Raw genomic sequence first — 24,928 nt, 5'->3', positions numbered from 1 at the left:
GCCCGTTCAGTCCCTGGCCGGCTTGTCCAGGCGGGCGAGCGCGAACCGCTGCAGAACGCCCACCGCTCCGCCGAGCGCGCCGGTGAAGGTGACTGCGAGGTGGACGCCGGAGAAATACAGGCCGAAGGCGACGCCCCGCTGGGTGTAGGCGAAGCGGTAGGTGCCGGCGTCCATGGCCATGGCGGCGGCGACCAGCGCGGGCGGGACGAGTGCGCCGGCGCGGCCCGCCACCACGGGCAGGGCGAGCGCCGGGACGGCGGCGAGCAGCAGGACGCCGCCGACGGCGCGGGGCACGGAGTCCCCGGGCGTCTCCCCCTGGTGCCAGTCCAGCGCGCTGATGCGGGCGCGGCGGAACACCTTGCGCAGGATCGTCCCCACGAAGGCGTCGTGGTCCTTGCGGCCGCGTATCGCGTCGCTCAGCTTCACCTCGTACGACCGCGTCATCCTGATGCGGTAGTCGGAGGAGACGGTCTCGCGCAGCCGCGGGTCGAAGGGGCCGATCTCGGCGAACACCTTGGCGGGGACCGCGAGCACGGCCGCGTGCAGCTCGAGCGTCGGCCGGTGGGCGGGCATCCACCAGCGGTGCATCTGCACGGCACGGTACTGGGAGGCCAGGCTCTGTGACGCCAGAGACTCCGGCCGCAGGATGCCGCCCAGGGCGCCGATCTCCGGGTGGGACTCCAGGATCCGCACCGCGTTCTCCACGGCGTCCGGGTCGAGGGCGATGTCGGCGTCGAGGAAGAACAGGATCTCCCCGGCGGCGTGCTCGGCGCCGAGGTTGCGCGCGGGGGTCGGGCCGCCGTTGACCTTGGTGCGTACCACCTTGACGCCCTTGGACGCGGCCACCTGCGCCGCGTCCTCGGTGCCGCAGTCATCCACCACGATGACCTCGATATGCGGATAAGTCTGTTCTTCCAGCGCGTCCAGGCAGAGTCCCAACACCTCGGACCGGTTGTAGCTGGGGACGATGACCGAGACTAGCGGGTGCTCCCGACTCATGATGTGCTCCATTGGCCGTGTCAGACCTCGTGTCCGGCCCACGCTAGGCACGGCGGCTTGTCCCATTCTTGTCGCGCCGGACGCCGCCGCCCGGCCGCCGCCGCTGACAAGGATGCGACAAGGCCGCCCGAGTACGTTCGACGCCGGCCCACCCACGAGGACGGACTTGATGAGCGACGGGGACGCAGTGATCAAGCAGCGGCTCATGCCCGCACCGCCCCAGCGGGAAAGGTCCTGGACGGAACGTGTCAGGCGTTTCGTCCGCCCGCGGCGCCGCTGGTGCCTGGGCACCAAACTGGTCGTGACCGCTTCGGTGGCGTGGCTGCTCTTCGTGCTCTGTCACCTGCTGGCCAGCGGGCGCACCTCGCTGTGGGCGCCGATCGAGCTGGTGCCGCCGCTGCTGTTCCTGGCGGTCCCCGCGCTGCTGCTGGTCGTGGCGCCGCTGGCCCGGCCCGTGCGCTGGCGGATCATGACACTGCTGGTGGTCACCGTGGTGCTGGGCGCCGGGCGGAGCGGGGTCAACTACGCCACCCTCTGGTACGCGCCGCCGCCCGCGGGCCCGGGAGCCATCACCGTGGCCGCCTGGAACACCGAGTTCTGGGACCAGGACTGGCGCACCGCCGAGGGCGACCGGTACTCCCCCGAGTTCTACGCCTACCTGCACAAGCTGGACGCCGACGTCTACCTGCTGACGGAGTACCTGTACGTGGACACCAGGGCGGGAGACATGCGGTCCCAGCGCTGGACCGCCGACCTGGCGATGCGCATCGACAAGCTGGCCGAGCTGCGCCGCGAGTTCCCCGGCTACCACGTCGCGGTGTCCGGCGAGCAGATCACGCTCTCGCGGTTCCCGATCGTCGGGCACCGCGGCCTGGACCTGCGCCCCTGGCTGCCGGCCGACCAGAAGGAGACCCCCGAGGCGCTGCGGGGCTGGCCCGAGGGCTACACGGTCGAGACGCTGCGCACCGACATCGACGTCAACGGCGAGGTCGTCAGCTTCTACGACGGCCAGATCTCCCAGCCCCCGCTCGAATGGCGGTTGTACGACGCCGGGTCCCGTGACATCGCCTTCAGCAGGACCCTGCGGCGGGAGGCGAGTTTCCTGGCCATCGGCGCGGACATCGCGGCCAACCCCCATCCCGTCGTGCTCTCCGGCGACCTGAACACCTCCCCGGCGATGGGCATCCTGCGCCTGCTCCCCGAGCGGCTGATCGACAGGACGCCCGCGCTCTCGTCCCTCTATCCGGCGACCTACCTGGCCGGGACCGCCGAGCTGTGGCGGATCGACTGGCTGTTCACCAGCCCCGACGTGACCGTGCACCGCTACGACCTGCCCGGCGCGGAAGGGCTGTCCGACCATCGGGCCCAGCGCATGCTCGTGTCGGTGTCCTGACCGGCCCACTGACTGGCGCGCCCGACCAACGAAGGGAAAGATATGCCTGACGAGGTGGCCTGGCATGGTGACGTCGCGGTCGTCGTACCGAACTACAACAAGCGCAAGACCCTGCGGGCCTGCCTGGAGTCGGTGTACGCGCAGACCTACCGCCCGGTCGAGGTCATCGTCGTCGACGACGTCAGCACCGACGGCTCGCTGGAGATAGCCCGGCGGTTCCCGTGCACGATCGTCCGGTCGCCGCGCAACCAGGGGCCGGCGGGGGCCCGCAACCTCGGGGTGGCCCGCAGCTCGGCCCCGCTGCTGTTCTTCGTCGACTCCGACACGGCACTCGCCCCCGACGCGATACACAACGCGGTCAAGGCGTATCGGGAGACGCCGGACTGCGGCATGGTCCAGGGCATCTACGACATCGAGCCGCTGTACGACGACGGCTGGGTCGAACGCTACCGGGTTCTGTGCGAGCACTACGAGCGCAGCCGGACCACGGCGACGTTCCTGTCCTGCACCCTGATCCCGCGCCACGTCTTCGAGGAGGCGGGCGGGCTGGACGAACGGCTGCGCGACGGCGAGGACTTCGAGTTCGGCACGCGCGTCCCGGCCCACTACCGGCTGGTCGTCACCACCTCCGTGGTCACCAAGGCCGACGACGAGGACCGGTTCTGGGGATGCCTGGCGGAGCGGTTCCTCCGGTCCACCACGCTGCCGGTGATCATGTTGCGGGCGCGGCGGCTGCGTGGTGAGGGCAAGGTCGGCTTCCACCTCTCAATGATCGGAACGGGCCAGCACAAGCGTCGCAAACCACCCCGGGTCTCCTCCGCTTCGGCGACGGCCACGTTCCTCACCCTGCCGCTCCCGCTCGTCAGCCCCTGGCTGCTGGTCGTGCCGGCGGCGACGCTCGGCGTGTTCCTCTTCATGAACCGCAGGTTCATCGGCTTCGCCCGCCGATATCGGGGCGTCCGCTTCGGGTTGTGGGTCGGCTGGATGCAGCTCTGCTTCCACACGGCCTTCTTCCTCGGCGCCTGCGTGGGGCTGCTGCGCGTCGTCTACGAGCTGGGCCGCCGGCAGGGAGAGCCGGTCAGGACGGGCCTGTCCCCGGCGCCGTCGGCCGGGGCGCGCGAGTGAGATCGATCAGACTGCCCCGGCTGCCGCGGCTGCCGCGTCCGCTGAAGCGGGCGCTGGCCGCCGCGTTCGCCCTCGCCGTCGTGACCGCGATCGCCTGGACGATGTCGCGGCTGGACTGGAGCGTGGTCGGTGTCCTGTTCACCCGGCGCGACGCCGGGCAGATCAGCCTCCTGCTCGGCGGCTCGGTGCTGGCGAGCATGGCGGGACTGTCGCTCGGGTTCCTCGCCTGGCGGGTCGTGCTGCTGGAGCTCGGCCCTCCGGTCAGCGAGCCGCGCGTGGTGCGGATCTTCTTCGTCGGCTTCCTGTCCAAGTACGTGCCGGGAAGGGTGCCCGGCATGATCGCCACCACCAAGGTGGCCACGGCCAACGGCGTCACCTTCGGCCGGCTGATGACCGCGGCGGCGCTCGTCATGAGCCTGGTGCTGCTGAGCGGGTTCACGGTCGGGCTGCTCGCGGGCGTGCAGATGCTGGGGGCGCAGGCGGCGTGGCTGGCCGGAGCCGCCGTGCTGATCGTGTTCGTCCTGGTGCGCCCGCAGATCGTCAACCACAGCTCCGCGCTGTTGCTGCGGCTGCTGCGCCGGCCCGCGGCGGCCAATGCCGCCTCCGTCCGGGGGGTGCGGCTCGCGGTCGCCTGGCAGAGCCTGTCCTGGATGGTCACAGGACTGCACCTGTGGCCCCTGGCCATCGCGATGGGAGCGCCTCCGTCCCGCTCGCTCGCGCTGTGTGTCGGCGCGTTCACGCTCGCCACCTCGATCGGCATCGCGAGCCTGTTCATCCCCGACGGGATCGGCGTCCGCGAGGCGGTGCTCACGGCCGCGCTGACCGTGGTGTTGCCCGCCCCGGCCGCCGCGGCGGTGGCCCTGGCCAGCCGTCTGGTCTCCACCGTCAGTGAGGTGCTGCTCGGCGCGGCCGCCCTCGCGATCGCCGAGTACCTCATCCGCCGCGGACGACCCGAGCCGCAGGAGATCCCTCAGCCCGCGGTGCCGCCCCGGAGCGGGAGCCGCTGACCAGCCGGGTCAGAGAATGAAGGTGAACAGTGGCGAGCCGGGTGGGATGCGCTCCACCGTGAGCGGGCTGGCCTTCATTCTGTACAGGAAACTGTCGAGGTCGCCGGCCCGCTCGAGTTCGATGCCGACGAGCGCCGGGCCGGTTTCGCGGTTGTTCTTCTTGACGTACTCGAAGGCGATGATGTCCTCGCCCTCCCCCAGGACCTCATCCAGGAAGTGACGCAGGGCGCCCGGGCGCTGCGGGAAGGTCACCAGGAAGTAGTGCCTCAGCCCGATGTGCACAAGAGAGCGCTCCAGCACCTCGTTGTACCGGCTGACATCGTTGTTGCCGCCCGACACCACGCACACCACGGGCTGCCCGGAGGCGTAGGGCACGAGCTCACGAGCCGCGGCACCCGCGAGAGCTCCGGCGGGTTCGGCGATGATGCCGTCGGTCTGGTAGAGATCCAGCATCTCGGTGCACACCGCGCCCTCATCGACCGAGACGATCTCGTCGACCAGGTCCTTGACCAGGGGGAACGTGATGTCCCCCACCCTTCCGACGGCGGCGCCGTCCACGAAGGTGTCCAGCTCGGGCAGGGCGAGCGGCTCACCGTGGTCGAGGGCGGCGCGCATGCTGGCCGCTCCGGCGGGTTCCGCGCCCACGATGCGGGTGCCGGGTGAGTGCTCGCGCAGCCAGACGGCGATGCCACTGATCAGGCCGCCTCCGCCGACCGGGACGACCACGGTGTGCGGCTCCTCCTCGCACTGCGCCAGGATCTCCAGGCCGACCGTGCCCTGCCCGGCCATCGTCCTGACGTCGTCGAACGGATGCACGTAGATCGCGCCGGTGTGCTCGCTGTCGGCGTGCGCGGCGTCGCTCGCCTCGTCGTAGGTGCCGCCGCCGACCACGACCTCCACCCGGTCGCCGCCGAATGCCGCGATGCGCTCGCGTTTCTGCCGTGGTGTGGTGGACGGGACGTACACGCGACCGCTGATCCCCAGACGCGCGCAGGCGAACGCGACGCCCTGCCCGTGGTTGCCCGCGCTCGCGCAGACCACGCCGCGCCGCCGCTCCTCCTCCGTGAGTGAGGCGATCAGGTTGAACGCTCCGCGCACCTTGTAGGAACGACAGACCTGCGCGTCCTCGCGCTTGAGCAGCACCTGACTGCCGAGCAGGTCGGACAGCCGCTGGTTCGGCTCCAGCGCGGTACGGCGCACCACCGGCCGCAACCGTTCGGCCGCCTGACTGATCATTGCGGCGGAGATACGGTCGGTCATGCACACTCCTGGTGTAGCGGTGGATCAAAGGATGGTAGCAAGGCGTCACGTGGCGGCGGCGCTGGTGGCGGGATCTGGGGCCGGCCCGGGGAACGGCGAAAGCCGAACACGCGATCGAAACGTCGCCCGTCGCCAGGCGAGCACACCGATAACAACGATCCCACCAGGCCGCGCGATTCCCGCGGCACCTTTCAACGGAGACGGTGAAGTTCCTCCCGATCCCTGTGCGGGACGAGATCCGGCTCTCCGTTCAGCGGCCCTGGCGGCCTTCATCTTCCCGGCGGGCCCTGGCTTCCCGACGGCGCGGGCCGGCCCGGTCCAGCCAGTTGTAGATCGCGTCGTTCCCCGCCATGACGAGCGCGATCAGCGCCAGGATGCCGGTGATCACCGCGACCGGGATCAGGTTCAGCACCGCGCACAGCACGGCCACGACCAGGAGCCCGACGCCGCTACCGAGGCTCCACCTCCCAAGGCCGCTCATGCCGCCACCAGCCCGTTCTTCCTGACTTCCTGGCGTGTGTATGTCACCGGGTGTCCGTTCGTCGTCGTGCCCCGCAGTACTGGACTATTGATCTTATGACCCGATCCCTCCTGCTGATCATCGCGTTCGCGCTGGGCCTGCCCCTGTTGAGTGACTGCGCCATCGAAGTGTCCGCGGGAGTGCGAAGAGTGCGAACAGGTCCTCGTCACGGAAGGCGACGATGCGGGCGATCCCCGCGCCGGAGGCCGACAGGACCGTCACGGCGTGCGCGTGATGGACGCCGTCCGGGCCGCGCTCGTACATGGCGGCGGCGGGCTGCCCGTTGGCCGCGGTCGCCACCAGGTGGAAGGCGCCCGGCTCGGTGAGAACGCGGGACCCGAAGAATCGGCCGACGGACTCGCGGCCGGCGAACCAGGTCGGTGCGGGCGGCATCTCCAGGACGGCGTCCTCGGTCAGCAGCCCCATCAGGGCGGCGACGTCGGCGTTCTCGAAGGCCGCGACATAGCGGTCCAGCAGCTCCCGCTGGTACGCGCCGGAGGTCTCGGTCGTGTCGTCCTCGGCGGGTGTCACCTGACCGAGCTGGGCTCGGGCGCGCTGCAGGACGCTCTTCACCGCGGGGACGGAGATGCCGAGCAACGCGGCGACCTCCGCGGCGCGCAGCGCCAGCACGTCGCGCAGGATGAGCACGGCGCGCTGGCGCGGCGGCAGATACTGCAGAGCGGCGACCAGGGCGAGCCGCAGGCTCTGCCGCGCCGCGACGATGGCGGCGGGATCACCGGAACCGGCGTGGACCAGCCGGTCGGGGAAGGGCTCCAGCCAGCTCACCTCCGGCGGCGGCGCCAGCGGGTCCTCGGGGTCGGCGGGCCCGCCGAGACCCGACGGCAGCGGCCTGCGCTTGCCGCGTTCCAGCGCGGTGAGGCAGAGGTTGGTCGCGATCCGGTAGAGCCAGGTACGCAGCGACGCCCGCTCCTCGAACGCCCTGTACGAGCGCCACGCGCGCAGGTACGTCTCCTGCACGAGATCTTCGGCGTCGTGGACAGAACCGAGCATGCGGTAGCAGTAGGCCAGCAGCTCCGGCCGGTAGGGGCTGGTCAGCCGCGCGAAGAGGTCGCCGTCGGGCATCACCGCCGCGCCCATCCGCGTCACTGCCCGGCGGCGAGCTCGACGAGCTGCACGTAGTTCCCCACCGGATCCTCCACGGTGGCGATGAGTCCCGGCCCGAACTCCTCCACCGGGCGGATCCACTGCGTGACGCCCAGCGACCGCAGACGGGCGACGACCGCCCGGATGTCTCCGACGTAGAGGTTGATCAGGATCCGGCCCGGTTCCCGCGTTCTCTCCTCAAGATCATCACGGCGGTCGAAGATCAACCGGCCGCCGCCCACCATCAGCACCGTCCCCGATCCGGCCGCCGGCGCGAACGCCTCGCGGTACCAGTCGCTGAGCCGTTCCGGATCGTCGCTGCCCAGCACCAGGCCGCCCAGCCGAATCTCCGTCGTCTCCATCATGATCGGCCCTTTCGGTCGGATTGCCGTCACCTCTATGGACTCCGCGCCCCTGCGAAAGGAATCGGTCAAGGCGGCAGGTATACGGATGCCAGACGCCGCCCCCCAGGTCAGGCGGGTCCGAAGAGGCGGATCGCGTCCGGCGGGAGCTCGACGATCAGCCCAGCGCCTGGGCCGCGGCTCGCCCGGCCACCCGTCCTGAGAAGAGACATCCCCCGAGGAACGTGCCCTCAAGGGCGTTGTAGCCCATCATTCCGCCGCCGCCGAACCCGTTGACCTCTCCCGCGGCGTAGAGCCCGGGGAAGGGGCTGCCGTCGGCACGCAGGCATCGACCGTCGAGGTCGGACTCGAGACCGCCGAGCATCTTGCGCGACAGGATGTGCAGCCGCACGGCTATCAGCGGCCCCGCCTTCGGATCGAGCAGCTTGTGCGGGGTCGCCACCCGGCTCAGCCTGTCGCCGCGGTAGTTGCGCGCGCCCCGGATCGCGGTCACCTGCGCGTCCTTGGTGAACGCGTTGTCGATCTCACGGTCACGTGCCTCGACGAGGGACCGGAGCGCCGGCTCCTCGATCGCCGGTACGTCCTGGTCTGCGAGCTTGTTCATGCCCGCGACCAGGTCGGTGAGGTTGTCGGCGACGACAAAGTCCGCGCCGTGCCGCTTGAACGCCTCCACCGGCCCCGGCGCCCCGCCCCTGACGCGCGACAGGACGAGCTTGATGTCCTTGCCGGTGAGATCGGGATTCTGCTCGGATCCCGAGAGCGCGAACTCCTTTTTGATGATCTTCTGGGTGAGCACGAACCACGAGTAGTCGTAGCCCGTCTGCCGCAGGTGACGCAGCGTTCCCAAGGTGTCGAAGCCCGGGAAGTACGGTGCGGGCAGCCGCTTGCCGGTGGCGTCGAGCCAGAGCGACGAGGGGCCGGGGAGAATGCGAATGCCGTGGTTGTCCCAGATCGGGTCCCAGTTGCGCAGACCCTCGACGTAGTGCCACATCCGGTCCGGGTTGACGACCCGGGCGCCGGCCGCCTCGGTGATCCCCAGCATCCGGCCGTCCACGTGCGCCGGCACCCCGGACACCATCGTCCGCGGCGGCGGCCCCAGCCGGGCCGGCCAGACCTTGCGGACCAGGTCGTGGTCGCCGCCGATGCCACCGCTGGTGATGATCACGGCCTGGGCGCGCAGCTCGAAGTCGCCGATGGCGATGCGCGACGTCGGGCGCCCTCGCTCCGCGTCCGTCGGCTCGAGCACCTGTCCGCGTACCCCGACGGCCGCACCGCCCTCGACGACGAGAGCGTCGACCCGGTGGCGGAAGGCGAAGCGGATGCGTCCGCCGTCGGCATGGGCGCGTACGCGGCGCTCGAAGGGCGCCATCACACCGGGTCCCGTCCCCCACGTGATGTGGAAGCGCGGGACGGAGTTGCCGTGACCTTCGGCGCGGCCGTCGCCGCGCTCGGCCCAGCCCACCACCGGGAAGATCCGGTGCCCCATCTCACGCAGCCAGGCACGTTTCTCGCCGGCGGCGAAGTCGACGTACGCCTCGGCCCACGCCCGGGGCCAGCGGTCCTCCTCGCGGTCGAACTGCGCGCTGCCGAGCCAGTCCTGCCAGGCCAGCTCGCGCGAGTCCTTGATGCCCATCCGGCGCTGCTCGGGGCTGTCCACGAAGAAGAGGCCGCCCAGGCTCCAGAACGCCTGGCCCCCCAGCGACTGCTCCCCCTCCTGCTCCACCAGCACGACCGATCGGCCGGCGTCGGCGGCCTCGGCGGCGGCCACCAGGCCGGCCAGGCCCGCCCCTACGACGATGATGTCGGCGTCAGCCACGGCTCACGCTCGCGGTCGTGACCGGCACGCGGAGCACGGCGAGGGGTACGTGGTGCTGGCCGGCGTGCATGTCGCGGTCCCACAGCGATCCCTGCGAGACGGGTCGCGGGAAGGAGGTCTTGACGACGTTGAGCGACGGGATCCGGAACATCTGGATCGTGCCGGCGTTCTTGGACCTGACCTCGAGTGCGAGGTCGCCGACGGTGCTCGGAGGCGCCGCACGAGGCGCCGTGGTGTCAGCCATGGTGGTTGTCTCCGTATTCGATGCGGAACATACCGGTGGGCGTGATGCTATCGACGACGTGGTTGAGCACGAATGCGTAGGCCGGGCCCCGTTCGACCTCCGCCGGTCAGGAACGAGCCGGACCCGTCGTCTGCCTCAGGGTGAGATGGGCGGTGAACCGCTCGACCTTCTGCACCGGCGTCGTGCCGGTCATGTTGGTGATCAGCACGTCGGTGGCCGCGCGCCCGATGATCTCCCCCGGCGCGGTGACGGTGGTCAGCGGAGGGGAGGAGAACGTGGTCCCGAAGACGTCGTCGCAACCGATCACGCTGATGTCGCCGGGCACCGCCACGTCGCGGTCGGCGAAGCGGGTCAGCGCTCCGAGCGCGAGCACGTCGTTGAAGAAGATGGCCGCCGTCGCCCCGCTGAGCAGCACCGCGTCCGCGGCGGCCGAGCCCGTCTGCAGGGAGGGGTAGAACGGGCCCAGCTCGGCGCAGCTCATCCCGTGCCGGTTCACCGCCGCGCGGATCGCACGGAAGCGGTATTGGTCCGACCACGAGGTGGGCGGCCCGTGCACGTAGGCGATCCGCGTGTGGCGGAGCCCGGCAAGGTGCTCGACCGCGTTCGCGAGACCCGCGCTGCTGTCCACGACGACGCAGGGCACACCCGGGACGGCCCGGTTGATGGCCACCAGCGGCACCTTGCCCGCCGCCTCCTGTAACACCGCGTTCGCGGATCGGGGCGACGACAACACGATCCCGCCGGCCGCCGAGGACAGAGCGCGCAGGAAATCGGCCTCGAGCTGCACGGATTCCATGAAGTTGACGAGCTGGTAGTGGTATCCGGCGGCCTGCGCCTGCCCCTGACTGCCCCGGATGAGATCCAGGACGTAGGGGTTGGCGAGGTTGGGCAGCATCAGGGCGATCGAGTTCCCCGGGTCCCGCACGTCCGCCGGGCGCGGGGACTGGCCGTAGCCCAGTTCGCGTGCCGTGCGCAGCACGAGGTCGCGGGTGGACTCGCTCACCCGGTCCGGGTTCTTTAGCGCGCGGGACACGGTCGAGATCGCCAGCCCGCACGCCTCGGCCACGTCGGCCATGGTGACGCTCTTGGTTCTTCCTCGGGTGACAGCCACATCGCTCCCTTGATCACCGCTCCGCGTTCATTGTGCGAGCCATGGCAAATTTTGGCAACGCTCTTGCTGCAAATATTGCCGAGCGGGTAGCTTCGCCAGCCAACGGGTCGTTCCTCACAGGAGGGGGCCACCGAAGTGATTTCAGGGAGTACCGGCAATGGCCTCTCATTCCCCGCTGTTCGCCATCGAGGGCCGGGTCGCCCTGGTCACCGGAGGCAGCCGAGGCATCGGCCGCGCGCTGGCGAGCGGCCTGCTGGAGGCGGGCTGCGCCGTCGTCGTCAACGGACGGGACACGGCGGCGCTCGACCGGACGCGGGGCGAGCTGGCCGACGCGACCGGCGGCACGGTGCACGCCGTCGCCTTCGACGTGACCGACGCCGAAGCGGTCAGCCGCGGGGTGGCGGCGGCAGAGGAGGTCGCCGGCCCTCTGGACATCCTGGTCAACAACGCCGGGCTGCAGCACCGCGCGCCGCTGCTGGACTTCCCCGACGACGCCTGGCGGCACCTGCTCGACACCAATCTCACCAGCGCCTACCTGGTCGGCCGCGCGGCAGCCCGGCGCATGATCCCGCGCGGCCACGGCAAGATCATCAATATCTGCTCGCTGCAGAGCGAGGTGGCGCGGCCCGGCATCGCGGCGTACGCGGCGACCAAGGGGGCGTTGAAGATGCTCACCAAGGGCATGTGCGCGGACTGGGCTCCCCACGGCCTGCAGGTGAACGGGCTCGGCCCGGGTTACATCCGGACCGAGCTGACCAGGCCGCTGGTCGACGACCCCGACTTCACCGCATGGGTACGACGGCGCACGCCCGCGGGCCGGTGGGGCGATCCGGGCGACCTGATCGGGGCGCTGCTGTTCCTCGCCTCCCCCGCGAGCGACTTCGTGAACGGCCAGATCATCTATGTCGACGGCGGAATGTCGTCGGTCCTGTGAAGGAGGAGGCCACATGCGTGCTTGCGTGATCCACGCCGCGGGCGACCTCAGGGTGCAGGAGGTCCCCGAGCGGCCACCCGGTCCCGGTGAGGTGTCGGTGGCGGTCGAACTCGGCGGCATCTGCGGCTCCGACCTGCACTACTGGCGGGACGGGCGGGTCGGCGACTTCCTGGTGCGAGAGCCGATGACGCTCGGCCACGAGGTGGTCGGCGTCGTGGCCGGGGCCGGACCCGGCGCCGTCGCCCCGCCTCTTGGCACGCGGGTGGCGGTGCATCCGGCGACCCCCTGCGGACTGTGCCCTGAATGCCGGTCGGGGCATACCAATGTCTGCCGTGACGTGCGCTACCTCGGCAGCGCCGCGCGAATGCCGCACGTACAGGGCGGGTTCGCCGACCGAGTGACGGTCCCCGCGGCGCAGTTGCGCGCGCTGCCCGGCGAACTCTCCTCCGCCCGCGCGGTCCTGGCCGAACCGCTGTCGGTCGCCCTGCACGCCGTGCGGCGGGCCGGGGACATCACCGGACGGCGGGTCCTGATCACGGGCGCGGGCCCGATCGGCTGCCTGGTGGCGGCCGTGGCCCGGGAGTACGGCGCCGCCGACGTGACGATCACGGACCTGCTGCCGGAGGCGCTGTCGGTCGCCGGGCAGGTGGGGGCGACCGCGACCGTCCTGGCGGATGACACCGCCCTGCCGTCGGAGTACGACGTCGCGATCGAGGCCTCCGGCGCCGCCGCCGCGCTCGGCACCTGCCTGAACCGGGTACGGCGAGGCGGCACGGTGGTCCTGGTCGGCCTGCTGCCCCCGGGCGACGCGCCGTTTCCAGGGAACCTCGTCGTCACCCGCGAGCTGACCGTGTCCGGCGCGTTCCGCTTCGGCGGCGAGTTCGACGAGGCCTTGGCCCTGCTGGCCGACGGGCTGCCGGTCGACGCGGTGGTCACCGCCACGGTCCCGCTGGCCGACGCGCGGACGGCCTTCGCGCTGGCCGCCGACCGCCGCCGCGCCTGTAAGGTGCTCCTCGACCTGGGGGCGGCACGATGACACCGGCCGTGACGAGGCCGGTGGCCGCGATCTCCCGCCCGACGTTGCCCGGAGACGGCCTGGAGCGTCTCGCCCGCGTCGCCGACGTCCGCCGGTGGCCGCATGACGAGCCTCCGACCAGCGAACAGTTGCGCGACCTCGTCACGGGCGCGGACGCGCTGCTGTGCCAGAACGGGGACCACCTCGACGCGTCGGTCCTCGACGCCGGCGATCGGCTGCGCGTTCTCGCGCTGTCCAGCGCGGGTTACGACGCCATCGACGTCGCGGACGCGCACAGCCGCCGCATCGTGGTGACGAACACGCCGGGCATCCTGCACGAGACCACCGCCGACCTCGCCTTCGCCCTCATCCTGATGGCGCGGCGGCGCCTGGGGGCCGCCGCCCGCAGCCTCCTGACCGGCGGCTGGACCGAGTCCCGCATGGACGGCTACCTCGGGCTGGACGTGACGGGCGCGACGCTGGGGCTGGTCGGGTACGGCGAGATCGGCCAGGCTGTCGCCCGGCGCGGAACCGGCTTCGGCATGCGTGTCCAGCACGCGCGCCCGTCGTCGTCCTGTACATGGCGTGCCAGCGTTTCCTCGTCAGCGGCATGACCGCCGGCGCCATCAAGTGAACATGGAGTCCAGAAAAGACATGACCTCTCAGCCCATCTCCCGTTCGGATCGTGACCTCATCGCCCGGCTCGCCTCGTACTCCGCCGCCACGATCCACGAGGCTCAGGGACGCGCCGGGGCACTCGACTCCGACATCAAGCCCATCGACGCCGCGATGGAGCTGTGCGGCCCGGCGTTCACCGTGGTCTGCGCTCCCCGCGACAATCTCATGCTGCAGGTCGCCATCAGTTACGCCGCCCCCGGCGACGTCATCGTGGTCTCGGCCAGCGACTATGCCGAGGCCGGGTCGTTCGGCGACGTGCTCGCCAACGCGGCGCAGTCGCGCGGCATAGCGGGCCTCGTCACGGACACGGGCGTGCGCGACAGCCGCGACATCGTGGCGCTCGGGTTCCCCGTGTTCTCCAAGTCGGTGTCGATCAAGGGCACGGTCAAGGAGACCATCGGCGCTCTCAACGAGCCGGTCGTGGTCGGAGGGCAGCTCATCCGGCCCGGCGACCTCGTCAAGGGCGACGCGGACGGCGTCGTGGTGGTACGCCGTGCCGACCTCGCCTTCGCCGTCGAGTCGTCGGAGGAACGCGTCCGGAGCGAGCGAGACCTCATCGCCCGGTACCGCTCCGGGATGACGCCGATCGAGGTCTCGAACCTCACGGAGGTCCTGGCGGGCAAGGGGTTCGACTCCCCGGCGGCCACGTCCTCATAGGCGCCCCGCGCGATCGGCCCCGGAGGTTCAGGCGCGCACCACCGCGGTGTGGGCGTGCCCGCGGCTGCCCCCGACCGCCACCTTGACCGCGCTCTCGGCCTTGCGCACGCCGCGGTCGCTCTTCTCGACCGATGTCACCGGCCAGGGCAGCGTGATCTTCACCTCGTCGGCGGTCCTGGACGGGTCGGAGACCGCGAGCCGTACCTCACCGGTGGTCCTGGAGGGATCGGAGACCGCGAGCCGCACCTCCTTGCTGTCGCGGCGGATCAGCAGCGTGCACGGTCCGTCGGCGGCGAGCGGGCCGTCCGCGGTCTCGACGGTACCCGCGCGCCAGAAGACGGCGGCGAGCATGTTGTCGCGGGAGATGGCCTGCACCGCTCCGGAGTTGGCGAGGATCTCCACCCGCCCGCGGTACGCCGCGGTCTGCTCGGCGGAGGCGTCGGGCAGCACGGCATAGGCGTAGCGTGCCTTGCGCGGATCGACGCCGTGGTCGATGAGGATCGTCGTGTAATGCTTGGTGACGGGGGTCTTGTCGCCTCTGGTGGTGGCGCCCTTGTCGATGTCGTGCCAGCGGCCGGTGCGCTTCTTGCGGATCACCTGCGCATCGGCGCCGTCGAGCAACGCGTAACCGGCCACACCGGACAGGTGCACCCAGCCGTCCCCCCGGGACAGTGGTGGATGCGTGTCGTGGGTGTTGCGGTTCTCCACGATGGTCTCGATGCGGCGGCCATCGGAGGCGGCGATGCCGGTGCCGAGGGCGATCACCGCGTCATCGAGGAGGAACCACGCCTTCTTGGCCCGCAGCGAGGAGCCGTCGGCGATCAGCTTCATGGCCGCCACGCCGTACTCGCCGTCGAGCGCCACGCCGCCCGCCCACGGGGTGGGTGGCCGGCGGCGCTTGCCGTGCGGGAGATCGGCGCGTCCGCGGCGGTCGACGGTCGTGCCCGGCAACCTGTACGGGTCGATCGTGGGCCACAGGTCATCGTTCCAGTGCGTGAGGTCGCCGGTGTAGAGGTAGGTCATGCCGTCGCCGGTGTACCAGCCGCGCAGGTTCTCCTGGTTCATGGCCTCGGCCGCGCCGATGCGCTCCGAGCTCATCGCGATCGCGTAGGCCCAGGTGGGACGGCGGTGCACGACCCGGTCCATGTCGGCGAAGACGTACGTGCCCGTCGTGCGCGGGCCGACGGGCACCGACGGGTCCTCCAGCAGGGCCCTGGCCCCCGCGATGCTCCCCAGCGGTGCGACCGTGTTGTAGGGGATGGCCTGGTTGCGGGCGAGCCAGCCCTTCACCATCGGCCGCCAGCGCTGGGCGTAGGGCTCGGGCGCCGCCCCCAGCAGGGTGAGGATGGCCTCGACCGCCTCCTGGCCCGAGTGGTAGTCACGGTGGCCCTGCCTGGAGACCTGCCGGCCGCGTACGCAGTCCATCATCAGCCCGTCGAAGATGAACGGCGCGAACGAGCGGTCCACGATGTCGTAGACGTTCCCGATCTCAGTGATCTCCCATGGCGACCGCGTGAGCATGGCGATCAGCTTGGCCACGCTCGCCAGGTATTCCACGCCGTAGCTGCCGGTGTAGGGGTAGATGTCGTGCTGGATGAACGATCCGTCATGGTAGAAGCCGTCGCCTGGGCCGGCGGTCGGCCGCAGCAGGTCGGAGACCGCGTCCTTGGCCCGCTTGATGAGTTGTGCGTCGTGGGTGAGCAGTCCGCGCATCGCCACCGCCATGGCCTTGCTCGCCCGGTTGGCGCCGGTCTCGACGACGCCGGGGTGGCTGACGCGGCGCTCCGGGTCGGGGCACCAGCGGCGCAGCGGTCGCAGCCAGCGCTCGAGGCGGTCCTTGGGCAGGCCGTCGTAGAGCAGGGCGCAGGTGTCGGTCAGCGAGCGAGGGACGCCGATCTCCCACCAGAACCAGTTGCTGCCGTGCCGGTCGAGACTCTCGTGGTAGGCGTGCTCGTACAGGAAGTCCAGCGCACTGACCGCGGTCTCGGCGACCCGCATGTCCCGGTGCATGGCGGTGCCGGGCGTGGCCCAGCCCAGCGCCAGTGTGCGCATGCGGTTGTAGGCGCGGTTGAAGTTGCCCGTCCTGGGGTCCTCGAGCGGCAGGTCGGGCCACAGGCTCGGGCGGCCGGGGGCGGGCTTCAGCTTGCGCAGCACCGCATTGGCCGAGCCCTCGACCGCCTGCGTCTTTTCGGCGTAGGCGGCGTTGTACGACCCGCCGGCCAGCAGGCCCACCCACCGCTCACGCGCGGCGTCGAACGCGGCGGCGCCGACCGCCTCCGCCGGTCCGTCCCACAGGGCGAGGCCGGCCACGGCCGCGGTGCCCAGCAGGGCGGACCGGCGGCTGAGGGGGTGGGTCATGGAAGCCTTCCGACAATCGGGCAGTTACCAGATGAAAAGATCATATCTTTCCACACGCCCAGGCCTCCGGGCTGAAACGCCACTATCGCCATGAAGCGTATTGGAGCCGCCGGTGCGGGACCGCGTCGCTGAGCTGGCCGTCGGAAAGGTGGCCCGCCCAGGCCCGACGACTCGCCAGTTGACATCCAGCAGGCGAACCGAGACGTTCACTCGCGAGGGATCTGGCGACCCGATCTGATCGTCGGCCACAACGACGCCGCCCTTACAACGCGGCCTGGGCCGATGGACGCCTTGTCGGCTTCTCCGACTGGGACTTCGCCGCTCTCGTCACACCGGAGTGGGACCTCGCCTTCGCCTGGGTGCCGCTGCACGCCCGCGACGTCGTGGCAGCGGAAGGCTTCAACCGCGTTCGCCCCCCGAAGGCTGCGGCTGTTCCTCGACACCTACGGCTGGAGCGGACCCGTCGGGCAGTTCATCGACATCGTCCGCCAGCGGATGATCATCCTCTACCTGGACATGCCGGACTCTGTCTCCGACTCAGCCCGTGATCTCTATGTGATCGGCATGCCGCCCTTCTCGGGGCGAGGACAATCGCACGAGCCGGACATGACGATGCGATCACTGTGGATCCCGGCACTGATCATCGCCATCGTGTTCATGATTCTCAGATCGCGGTGAAGCCGCCGTCGGCGGCGAGCACGGCACCGGTGATGAAGCTGGCGCGGGGTGAGGCGAGGAAGCAGAGCGCCTCGGCGATCTCCTCGGGCTGGGCTACCCGGCCGAGCGGCTGGGCGCCGGCGAAGGAGGCCAGGTACGCGCGGCTGTCCGGGCGGAAGGTGTCGAGGAAGTCGGTCTCGATGACGCCCGCGGCCACGAGGTTGGCCCGGATGCCCAGCGGGCCGCCCTCGACGCGAGGACCTTGGTGAGCTGGGCCAAGGCGCCCTTGGACGCCGCGTAGGCGGCACCGTCCGGCATCCCGACGGTGCAGACGTAGGAGCCCGTGCTCACGATGGCGCCCACACACCGGCGTTCGTGATGAACCGGACCCTGGACATTTTGGCCACCAACGCGCTGGCCGACGCCCTCTACGCTCCGTTCGATCCTGCGGACAACCTGGCCCGCATGACCTTCCTCGATCCGGCGGGCCGGAGCTTCTACACCGACTGGGACCGCGCGGCCCAGGCCGTCGTCGCCAACCTCCGCCAGGCAGCCGGCTTCGACCCCGACGACTCGCACCTGGCCGACCTCGTCCGCACCCTCACCGGCCAGAGCACGGACTTCGCCCGCCTCTGGAACGCCCACACCGTACACGGCAAGACCCAGGACGCCAAACACTTCCTGCACCCCGACGTCGGCCCCTCACGCTCACCTACCAGGCTTTCGACGTACGCGACGCCCCTGGACAGCAGCTCGTGATCTACCATGCCGAACCGGGCAGCCCCAGTGCCCAGGCCCTCGATCTCCTCGGCTCCATCCACGCCACCCGGCACCAGAGCGAACCGCGCAGGTAAGGTCCGGCCCGTCGGACAACTTTTCGGCGTTCACCGATAGGCGCGGAAGAACTCGACGATGTCGCGGGCGAGTCCCGAGCGTCGGCTCCGTCACCAAGGTGGCGCGGATGCATCCGCCGTTCGTCGTTCTCGACCGGGCCGCCAAGGAGCTCCGCCCGGTCACCGAGTACCTGGAGGACCTTGCCTTGAGCGACTGCAGCCCACTGACCTGCCGTAGCCATGCGTACGGCCTGCTGCGATGGTTCCGGCTCCTGTGGATACTGGAAGTGCACTGGGAGCGAGCCACCGAGGCGGACGTCGCGGCCATGGTGGGATGGCTGCGCAGCGCCCCCAACCCTCAGCGGCGCCGCCGGACGCCGGGCGTGCCGGAGCCAGGTCGGTGAACCTGCGCACGGGCAAACCGACGCTGGCACAGGGGTACGCGAAGCGGACGGTCAACCACGCGTTGTCCGTGGTGAGCGGCTTCTACGAGTTCCACGGTCATCGCGGTCACGGACCAGTTATCAACCCAGTGCCCTCCTCCCCCCAGCGTCGGCGGGCCCTGTCCCACCTGAGCCCGCTGGAGCCGAAGCCGGTGACAGGCCGGGCCCGGCTCCGCCAGAAGGTTCCCGACCGGCCGCCGCGGGCGATCCCCGACCGGCTGTGGGATGAGCTGTTCGAGGCGATGGGCTGCGAGCGCGATCGGGCGTTGCTGGAGTTTTCCGTCTCCAGCGGGGCTCGTGCTGCCGAGTTGCTGGGCGTGACTCCGGAGGACGTCGATTGGGCCGGGCGGCAGATCTTTGTGATCTCAGAGGGCGGTTCGCGGATTGATCTCCCTTTGACCGCTTGCGCCGCATGAGGAGGGCTGGCGCGCCAGGGGCAGGTCCAGGGCCAGGCAGAGGTCGCGTGCTCGTGATGGGCGACGACGTCCTCGGCCTTCTCCACATCGGCGATTGTCGCGGGATGACCATCGACGTCGCCACGAGTTTCGCGCGCGACCGCCTAATGGGCCAGCCAGCGCAGCTTTCCTTCGGTGGTCAGGAGGGCCAGCTCACCGTCCGCGGTGTAGGCGGCCGAGGCGGTGCCCGAGTGTCTGGCCACCGTACGGCCTGCCGGGTCGATCACCTCGGCCGCACCACCGTACGTGATCACGAAGGTTGTGCCGGACGGATGGGCACGGATCTGCGCCTCGTCGGCTATCTCGCGTGACCACGTCTGCTTGCCGAGGGAGTCGACGCCGCTGATGCCGGTGAACCGCCTGCTGCCTCCGTCGCGCCAGTAGGCGTACACGACGAGGCCCTGCGTCCCGGCGGCGCATCCGGCGACGACCGGGAGGCTCGTGGTGATCGGTACCGGCTTGCCCGAGCCGGTCAGCACATAGGCGCGCTCCCCCTTGACCACCGCGGTGGCGCCCGATGCGCAGAGCGACCTGACCGGTTCGTCGAACGTGTTGCCGGCCACCTTGCGCCAACCCCGCCGGTCGTGCCGGAACCACAGCGCCTGCTTGCCGGAGGTCGCGACCGCGGTGTTCCTGGACGCGTCCTCCGCCCAGGAAAAGGCGCCGTTCAGTGGGATGCGCACGTCCTTGCCCGAGGGCCGGATCAGGCGCAGGCTGCCCTTTTCCGCGCCGTCGCTCTCGACGATCACGGCGTCCGAGGCATCGCGTGCTGTCAGCACTCGCCTGATCCGGGCGCCAGATTGCGCGAACACGCCCGAGAGGGAACGTGGCTCGGGGTCCGGTGCCTCCGCTGAGCCGGAGAACACCGGGTTGGGACAGCGCGCCTGGCAGATCACGTCGGCGCCCCCGGCGTACGCGGCGGGGTCTCGCCAAAGCTCCCTGCCCGACCGGTCCAGACCGTAGAACGCCTCGGCCCGGTTGTCGGCCACCACGACACCCTCCGCGGACACGGCCACGATCGCCGGCGGCCGCGCGTCGGGCTCCGGCTGAGCGGTCGCGGCGCTGCAGCCGGTCAGGAACACCAGCAGGGCGAGCGCGGCTCGGGACATCACAGATTCTGCTCCTGGGAGAGAGGGTGTGCCGCGCCGCCCGCGGCACACCCGTCACGTGGCGTCAGGCATTACCGGTGGTGGCGGTGCACTTCGGGTCGATGCCGCCGACATCGAAGACGAACTTGGCGTCGACATGCCACCTCTTCTTGTACTCCACCTGCCGCCAGGTCTTCTCTTTGTGCCAGCCTGGCTTGACGTTGTCTCCGGAATTCCACTCCCACAGCGTCTTGTCGGGCCGATCGGCCAGGGACTCGCGGATTCTCAATCTCACGTTGCTCTTCTTGCCAAGGTCCTTGTTGTTCTCGGTGCCCAGCCAGTACTTGATCTCGTCGACAACGTCGGCGTAGCCGTTCGGCGTGTAGAAGACCCTGAGCTGCCCTTCGTAGTCGTCCCACTCTACGCAGCTGTCATTGAGCTCCCGCTGCCCCGAGGCGGAGGTCGCCGAGGCCGAGACGCCGGCCGTGGGCATGATCGACAAAGCCACCCCCAGAGCTCCGAAGATCGCGGTCTTCCGAAGTATGCCTGTCACTCGCATGACGCCCTTTCGTCTGGGGTGATTCGGTACGGACGAAGGGCCACTTTAGGGATGGGCGGTATGTCGGTGGTATGTCCACTATGCGCGTGACCCAGCACCCCCGCCGCATACCGGCTCCCTGCGGTCCCCGACCACCCCGCCCACCAGCAGATTTTCACCCTCATGACCAACACCGGCCTGGCCCGCACGAGCGCGCGACCTCTGCCTGGCCCTGGACCTGCCCCTGGCGCGTAAGAAACATCGAGAACACCCGCGCCAAGCTCAAACGCCTGGTCAGCCTGGGCATCATCGCGGAGAGGGAGCCGGGATTGTTCGCTCAGCCGCATCCATAGCCCGGCAACGAGCCCTTTGACCAGCCCTCCTCATGCAGCGCAAGCGGTCAAAGGGACATCAACTCGCGAACCGCCTCTCAAAGGGAACGCGGCTTCGGCAGCCGGTGCCGGCGTCGCCGCAGGCGTTCGTGCGGCTGGCGCGCTATCTCGACGAGGTCGGGGCGCTCAAGCCGGGTGAGTCGATCTGGCGTGTGCGGCGTGGCGATGATCTCTGCTGGGGCACCTCAACATCCAGACCACCCGCGGCTACGTCGCCGTCTTCGACGAGGACGTCGTCCGCCACTACACCGCTTGCCTCGCCAACCGCCGTGCCTTGCGCCTCGGCGACGAATACCGCCCGACCAGCCCTGAGGAATGGCGAGAGTTCGAGGAACACTTCGACAAGCGCAAGGTCGAGCTGGGTTCCTGCGGCAGGCCCTACGGCACTCCATGCCAGCACGAGCACGCCTGCATCCGCTGCCCGATGCTGAGCGTCAGCCCGAAAATGCTCGACCGTCGCAGAGCGCCAGGCACGGCGACCGATCGTCAGCCTCGGCATCCCGTCCCTGCCGTCCCGCAGGAGACGGGAAACGGAGGTCGAGCCATCCCGATGACGGTGCACGAGAAGGCCCGCTCGGCGCGTTACCGCATCCTGCTCAGACCACCGATACCACGACCATCCCGGCGTACTCGCCGCGCAGCAGCGACAGCAGCGCGCCCGGCGCGGCCTCCAACCCGGGCACGACCACCTGCGGCACCTCGATGCGCCCGGCGCGCACCCAGCCGCCGAAGTCCTGCAGCCACGGCCCCTGCAGGTCGCGATGGTCGGCCACGTGGAACCCGGCCAGCGTGAGCCTCTTGCCGATCATCTCGGCGGGGTCCACCAGAACCGCGGCGCTGGTGCCGCCGAGCTGGTCCTGGAGCGCCCCGCACAAGGCGAATCGGGCGCCGGGCCTGGCCAACTCCAACGCCGCGGCGAGTTGCTCGCCGCCGACGTTGTCGAAGTAGACGTCGATGCCGTCCGGGGCTGCCTCGCGCAACCTGTCGAGGACGGGGGGTTCGTGGTAGTCGAACGCGGCGTCGTAGCCGAGTCTGCCGGTCAGCAGCTTGAGCTTGTCCGGGGAGCCGGCGCTACCGATGACCCGGCCCGCTCCCTTCAGCCGGGCGATCTGGCCGGCCATGGTGCCCACCGCGCCGGCGGCGCCGGAGACGAACACGATGTCACCCGGACGTATCGCGGCCACCCGGACCAGCCCGGCATACGCGGTCAGCCCCTGGTTGAGATGCAGGGTCGGATCGGGCAGCGCCCCGGCAGGCACCCGGCGGAAGCGCTCGGCAGACTCGACGACGTGGTCGCGCCAGCCGTAATGGTGCATGACCAGATCGCCCGGGCGCAGGTCGCCGTCGGCGGCCGTTCCGACGTCTACCACCTCTCCCAGCGCGGAGCCGAACAGGGCATGACCGGGCCGGTAGGTACCTAGCGGCATGCCGATGTCGGCGCCGGTCATCAGCGTGCGCATGACGGCGGCGAGCGCGAAGTATCGGTTGCGTACCAGCACTTGACCGTCCCCCAGGGCGGGGAGAGGGGTCTCCACCAGGCGGAAGTCCGCAAGGCCGGGCTCGCCTTCGGGATGGCGGACGAGGTGGATCTCTCTGCTGATCATCATTGCTCCTTCGGTTGGGTGTGAGCCGGGACGGTGTCGCCGCCCGGCAGGAGAAGCGCGCCCAGGGCGCCCGCGGCCGTGATGGCGGTGGCGTACCAGAGCGCAATACCGAAGTCGCCGGCCTGGGCGAGGATCACCGCCATCAGCGCGGCCCCGATCGTGCCGCCGACTCGGGAGAAGATCTGCAGCACGCTGCTGGCGTGCCCGGCCGCCGAGGCGGGCAGGTTGCGGTAGCCGGCCGCCATCGCCGGCATCATGGCGGCGCCGAACCCCAGGCCCCGCACGACCAGCGCCACGGCCACCGCCCAGGACGGCACGCCGGCCTGCACCTGGGTCAGCACCAGCGTGCCGAGCGCCACCAGCGTCATCCCCGTCACCACCACGCGACGCGGGCCCACCTTGTCGGCCAGCGCGCCGGCGACCGGCATGGACACGGCGGTGCCCAGACCCTGCAGGGCCAGCAGCAGACCCGCGGACAGGGCGCTGTCGTGCTGGATCTGCTGGTAGTACAGCGGCAGCAGGAGCATCACACCGAAGACGCTGATACTGATCATGAAGCCGACGGTGCCGGCGCTGGCGAACGCGCGATCGCGGAAGTAGGCCAAAGGGATCAACGCCCGCTCCCCCCGCGCACCGGCGTATCCGACGAACAAGGCCACCAGGAGCGCTCCACCTGCCATTGGACCCCACACCCCGGCATCGTCGAAGGTGCCGGCGCGGCCCGCCCCGGACAGCCCGTACACCAGCAACGCCAGGCCCGGCCCCAGCAACGCCAGCCCACCGAAGTCGAACCGCTGCCCGCTCTGGCCCGGGCGCGGGTCCGCAGGCAGCCGGCGGAGGCTGATCAGTACCGACGCCACGCCCACCGGCACGTTGATGAGGAACATCCAGCGCCAAGTCAGGTGGTCCACGATGAGCCCGCCGGCCACCGGCCCGAGGATCGGTGCCAACAGTGCGGGCACACCGACCAGGGTCATCACCCTTCCCATCCGCTCGGGCCCGGCAGCCCTGGCCAGGATGGTCTGCGCGACCGGCATCAGCAACGCTCCCGCCATGCCCTGCACCACGCGGAAGGTGATCAAGCTGTCCACGTCCCAGGCCGCGGCGCACAGGCCCGATCCGGCCGTGAACAGACCCACACCCAGCACGAACAGCCGTTTGGCGCCGTACCGATCCGTCAACCATCCGGTGGCCGGAATCACCACGGCCAGGGCCAGCATGTAGCCGGTCACCACCCACTGGGTCGTGGCCAGGCCGGCGTCCAGATCTTGGCCGAGTGTGTCCAGCGCCACGTTGACGATGGTCGTGTCGAGCATGCTCATGACGATGCCGAGCACCAGAACCAGGCCCAGCTTGAGCAGGTACGGGTCGATACGCTCGTGTTGCGTTGTCGATCGAGTGGACATGCCGCAGAAGCTAGGCCACTACCTGAGGCAGATGTGTAACATTTAATGGGTGAGCTCCGCGTCTCGGCCCCCGACCCCGCCTGCGCCTTCGACTCGCCGTCGGAGATCGCGCAGCGACGCCCGAGTCAACGATGCCCTGATTCTGTCCACCGCCGCCCGGGTGCTGGCCGAGGACCCGAACGCCACCATGCAACGCATCGCCGACGAGGCCGGACTGGTGCGCATGACCGTCTACCGCCGCTTCCGCAACCGTCAGGCCTTGCGCCTGGCCATCTTCGAGAGCGCCGCCACCGAGGCCCAGCAGGCCATCACCAACGCTCTGAGCAGCGATCTTGACCCGCGCGCCGCCCTGCGCGCGCTCATCATCGAAATGGCCGCGATCATCCAGCGCTACCCGGTGCTGGCGGTCAGCGCCGAGTGGCAGCCCCTGCCCACCGACTCCCACCGCCCCTCGCCGCCCCCGGCCTCCCGACGCATGCACCAAGCCGTCTTCGCCCTGGTCAAACGCGGCCAGCAGGAAGGGCTGCTCCGCAACGACCTGCCACCCGAGCTGCTCCCGCAAGCCATCACCGGCACTCTGCACGTCGTCACCAGATTCGCCCGCACCCTGCGCACCGACCCCGCCACCATTGGACCCCAGGTCGCCGACCTGCTGCTCGACGGCTTCGCGGCACATTCTCAGCCCGCCTGACGAGCAGGACCTGCTGGCGCCCGGCGGCCCAGTGGCCGTTCGATGGTTGAGCATTCGAGGCCGCCGCAAAAGGCGCCGATCCCTGGCCCACAGCTGCACGCACGGCCTTCGCCAGGGAATTGCAGCCAGACGCATCGCGGGGATGGAAGTTGCGTAGATCGGCCAGGCGCAGATAAGCGGGTGAGGTTGTGGGTGCGCTCGGCCCAGCTTCGCCGGGCTGCGCGTCGCCAGCGTCCAC

25 protein-coding genes and 2 pseudogenes are annotated in these 24,928 nt (G+C 70.4%); 12 read left to right on the top strand and 15 right to left on the bottom strand.

The annotated features are described in order from the left end of the window. Positions 1 to 6: 6 nt before the first annotated feature. Positions 7 to 999: a glycosyltransferase family 2 protein gene (locus ACFPZ3_RS44695; RefSeq protein ID WP_379520476.1), complete on the bottom strand. Its 993-nt coding sequence runs from the start codon at positions 997 to 999 to the stop codon at positions 7 to 9. 169 nt (positions 1,000 to 1,168) lie between these two features. On the opposite strand from ACFPZ3_RS44695, the gene ACFPZ3_RS44690 reads away from it, so the two are divergent. Genes ACFPZ3_RS44690 through ACFPZ3_RS44680 form a run of 3 tightly spaced genes read left to right on the top strand, consistent with a single transcriptional unit; the run spans position 1,169 to position 4,524 of the window. After that, the gene (locus ACFPZ3_RS44690; protein WP_379520475.1) at positions 1,169 to 2,392 is read left to right on the top strand and encodes an endonuclease/exonuclease/phosphatase family protein; all 1,224 of its coding nucleotides are present in this window, start codon (positions 1,169 to 1,171) and stop codon (positions 2,390 to 2,392) included. 42 nt (positions 2,393 to 2,434) lie between these two features. Next, the gene (locus ACFPZ3_RS44685; protein ID WP_379520474.1) at positions 2,435 to 3,517 is read left to right on the top strand and encodes a glycosyltransferase family 2 protein; all 1,083 of its coding nucleotides are present in this window, start codon (positions 2,435 to 2,437) and stop codon (positions 3,515 to 3,517) included. Then, positions 3,514 to 4,524, top strand: a complete 1,011-nt coding sequence (locus ACFPZ3_RS44680) for a lysylphosphatidylglycerol synthase transmembrane domain-containing protein (RefSeq protein WP_379520473.1) — start codon at positions 3,514 to 3,516, stop codon at positions 4,522 to 4,524. The genes ACFPZ3_RS44685 and ACFPZ3_RS44680 overlap by 4 nt, the downstream gene beginning before the upstream one ends. Positions 4,525 to 4,533: 9 nt before the next feature. On the opposite strand, the gene ilvA is transcribed toward ACFPZ3_RS44680, so the two are convergent. From ilvA to ACFPZ3_RS44645, 7 genes are all read right to left on the bottom strand, one after another. Further along, positions 4,534 to 5,784, bottom strand: coding sequence for a threonine ammonia-lyase IlvA (gene ilvA / locus ACFPZ3_RS44675; protein WP_379520472.1), 1,251 nt, complete (start codon positions 5,782 to 5,784; stop codon positions 4,534 to 4,536). 250 nt (positions 5,785 to 6,034) lie between these two features. Next, positions 6,035 to 6,265 (bottom strand): hypothetical protein, encoded by a 231-nt coding sequence (locus ACFPZ3_RS44670; protein WP_379520471.1) that lies wholly within the window; start codon positions 6,263 to 6,265, stop codon positions 6,035 to 6,037. A gap of 117 nt (positions 6,266 to 6,382) precedes the next feature. Next, positions 6,383 to 7,402 carry a sigma-70 family RNA polymerase sigma factor gene (locus tag ACFPZ3_RS44665; protein WP_379520470.1) on the bottom strand — a complete coding sequence of 340 codons (1,020 nt, stop codon included), beginning with the start codon at positions 7,400 to 7,402 and terminating at the stop codon, positions 6,383 to 6,385. A 5-nt stretch (positions 7,403 to 7,407) separates the two neighbouring features. Beyond that, positions 7,408 to 7,773 carry a VOC family protein gene (locus ACFPZ3_RS44660; protein WP_379520469.1) on the bottom strand — a complete coding sequence of 122 codons (366 nt, stop codon included), beginning with the start codon at positions 7,771 to 7,773 and terminating at the stop codon, positions 7,408 to 7,410. A 154-nt stretch (positions 7,774 to 7,927) separates the two neighbouring features. Then, the gene (locus ACFPZ3_RS44655; protein WP_379520468.1) at positions 7,928 to 9,586 is read right to left on the bottom strand and encodes an FAD-binding dehydrogenase; all 1,659 of its coding nucleotides are present in this window, start codon (positions 9,584 to 9,586) and stop codon (positions 7,928 to 7,930) included. Beyond that, positions 9,579 to 9,830 carry a DUF4387 family protein gene (locus tag ACFPZ3_RS44650; protein ID WP_379520467.1) on the bottom strand — a complete coding sequence of 84 codons (252 nt, stop codon included), beginning with the start codon at positions 9,828 to 9,830 and terminating at the stop codon, positions 9,579 to 9,581. The genes ACFPZ3_RS44655 and ACFPZ3_RS44650 overlap by 8 nt, the downstream gene beginning before the upstream one ends. A gap of 106 nt (positions 9,831 to 9,936) precedes the next feature. Then, entirely contained in the window at positions 9,937 to 10,941 is a 1,005-nt protein-coding gene (locus tag ACFPZ3_RS44645; RefSeq protein ID WP_379520466.1) for a LacI family DNA-binding transcriptional regulator, read from the bottom strand. Positions 10,942 to 11,098: 157 nt separating this feature from the next. Between ACFPZ3_RS44645 and ACFPZ3_RS44640 the strand changes: the two genes are divergently transcribed. Genes ACFPZ3_RS44640 through ACFPZ3_RS44625 form a run of 4 tightly spaced genes read left to right on the top strand, consistent with a single transcriptional unit; the run spans position 11,099 to position 14,225 of the window. After that, positions 11,099 to 11,875, top strand: coding sequence for an SDR family oxidoreductase (locus tag ACFPZ3_RS44640; RefSeq protein ID WP_379520465.1), 777 nt, complete (start codon positions 11,099 to 11,101; stop codon positions 11,873 to 11,875). Between the two features lie 13 nt (positions 11,876 to 11,888). Beyond that, the gene (locus tag ACFPZ3_RS44635; RefSeq protein ID WP_379520464.1) at positions 11,889 to 12,911 is read left to right on the top strand and encodes an L-idonate 5-dehydrogenase; all 1,023 of its coding nucleotides are present in this window, start codon (positions 11,889 to 11,891) and stop codon (positions 12,909 to 12,911) included. Positions 12,912 to 12,919: 8 nt separating this feature from the next. Further along, a complete protein-coding gene (locus tag ACFPZ3_RS44630) occupies positions 12,920 to 13,504 on the top strand; it encodes an NAD(P)-dependent oxidoreductase (RefSeq protein ID WP_379520463.1) in 585 nt (194 codons plus the stop codon). Between the two features lie 40 nt (positions 13,505 to 13,544). Beyond that, entirely contained in the window at positions 13,545 to 14,225 is a 681-nt protein-coding gene (locus tag ACFPZ3_RS44625; protein ID WP_379520462.1) for a 4-carboxy-4-hydroxy-2-oxoadipate aldolase/oxaloacetate decarboxylase, read from the top strand. Positions 14,226 to 14,252: 27 nt separating this feature from the next. Here the strand turns inward: ACFPZ3_RS44625 and ACFPZ3_RS44620 are convergent, their stop codons facing one another. Beyond that, positions 14,253 to 16,583, bottom strand: a complete 2,331-nt coding sequence (locus tag ACFPZ3_RS44620) for a polysaccharide lyase 8 family protein (RefSeq protein ID WP_379520461.1) — start codon at positions 16,581 to 16,583, stop codon at positions 14,253 to 14,255. A 495-nt stretch (positions 16,584 to 17,078) separates the two neighbouring features. On the opposite strand from ACFPZ3_RS44620, the gene ACFPZ3_RS44615 reads away from it, so the two are divergent. After that, positions 17,079 to 17,261, top strand: a complete 183-nt coding sequence (locus ACFPZ3_RS44615; protein ID WP_379520460.1) for a hypothetical protein — start codon at positions 17,079 to 17,081, stop codon at positions 17,259 to 17,261. Here ACFPZ3_RS44615 and ACFPZ3_RS44610 read toward each other — a convergent pair. Both ACFPZ3_RS44610 and ACFPZ3_RS70345 read right to left on the bottom strand, forming a co-directional pair. Next, on the bottom strand, positions 17,248 to 17,457 hold the full coding sequence (locus tag ACFPZ3_RS44610) for an SDR family oxidoreductase (protein WP_379520459.1): 210 nt from the start codon (positions 17,455 to 17,457) through the stop codon (positions 17,248 to 17,250). The two genes, ACFPZ3_RS44615 and ACFPZ3_RS44610, sit on opposite strands and share 14 nt — an antisense overlap. A gap of 32 nt (positions 17,458 to 17,489) precedes the next feature. Then, a pseudogene (locus tag ACFPZ3_RS70345) lies at positions 17,490 to 17,603 on the bottom strand (SDR family NAD(P)-dependent oxidoreductase); the annotation flags it as partial. 15 nt (positions 17,604 to 17,618) lie between these two features. Between ACFPZ3_RS70345 and ACFPZ3_RS44605 the strand changes: the two are divergent. From ACFPZ3_RS44605 to ACFPZ3_RS44595, 3 genes and pseudogenes are all read left to right on the top strand, one after another. Then, positions 17,619 to 18,094 (top strand): annotated as a pseudogene (locus ACFPZ3_RS44605) (MmyB family transcriptional regulator). 107 nt (positions 18,095 to 18,201) lie between these two features. Next, positions 18,202 to 18,477 carry a site-specific integrase gene (locus ACFPZ3_RS44600; RefSeq protein WP_379520458.1) on the top strand — a complete coding sequence of 92 codons (276 nt, stop codon included), beginning with the start codon at positions 18,202 to 18,204 and terminating at the stop codon, positions 18,475 to 18,477. Further along, on the top strand, positions 18,474 to 18,932 hold the full coding sequence (locus ACFPZ3_RS44595) for a hypothetical protein (protein WP_379520457.1): 459 nt from the start codon (positions 18,474 to 18,476) through the stop codon (positions 18,930 to 18,932). The genes ACFPZ3_RS44600 and ACFPZ3_RS44595 overlap by 4 nt, the downstream gene beginning before the upstream one ends. Before the next feature lie 143 nt (positions 18,933 to 19,075). Here the strand turns inward: ACFPZ3_RS44595 and ACFPZ3_RS44590 are convergent, their stop codons facing one another. The 4 genes from ACFPZ3_RS44590 to ACFPZ3_RS44575 all read right to left on the bottom strand — a co-directional run bounded on the left by ACFPZ3_RS44590 (position 19,076) and on the right by ACFPZ3_RS44575 (position 23,999). Next, the gene (locus ACFPZ3_RS44590) at positions 19,076 to 20,080 is read right to left on the bottom strand and encodes a hypothetical protein (protein WP_379520456.1); all 1,005 of its coding nucleotides are present in this window, start codon (positions 20,078 to 20,080) and stop codon (positions 19,076 to 19,078) included. Positions 20,081 to 20,144: 64 nt separating this feature from the next. Continuing rightward, entirely contained in the window at positions 20,145 to 20,612 is a 468-nt protein-coding gene (locus ACFPZ3_RS44585; protein ID WP_379520455.1) for a hypothetical protein, read from the bottom strand. Between the two features lie 973 nt (positions 20,613 to 21,585). Next, positions 21,586 to 22,593, bottom strand: a complete 1,008-nt coding sequence (locus ACFPZ3_RS44580; protein WP_379520454.1) for a zinc-binding dehydrogenase — start codon at positions 22,591 to 22,593, stop codon at positions 21,586 to 21,588. Continuing rightward, positions 22,593 to 23,999, bottom strand: a complete 1,407-nt coding sequence (locus tag ACFPZ3_RS44575; RefSeq protein WP_379520453.1) for a DHA2 family efflux MFS transporter permease subunit — start codon at positions 23,997 to 23,999, stop codon at positions 22,593 to 22,595. Before ACFPZ3_RS44575 ends, ACFPZ3_RS44580 begins: the two co-directional genes overlap by 1 nt. Positions 24,000 to 24,048: 49 nt before the next feature. On the opposite strand from ACFPZ3_RS44575, the gene ACFPZ3_RS44570 reads away from it, so the two are divergent. After that, a complete protein-coding gene (locus tag ACFPZ3_RS44570) occupies positions 24,049 to 24,690 on the top strand; it encodes a TetR/AcrR family transcriptional regulator (protein WP_379520452.1) in 642 nt (213 codons plus the stop codon). Positions 24,691 to 24,928 lie beyond the last annotated feature (238 nt).

This window comes from Nonomuraea insulae, from assembly GCF_042656245.1.
The sequence above is the reverse complement of the archived record's forward strand: the minus strand, read 5'-3'. Positions and strand labels throughout refer to the sequence as shown.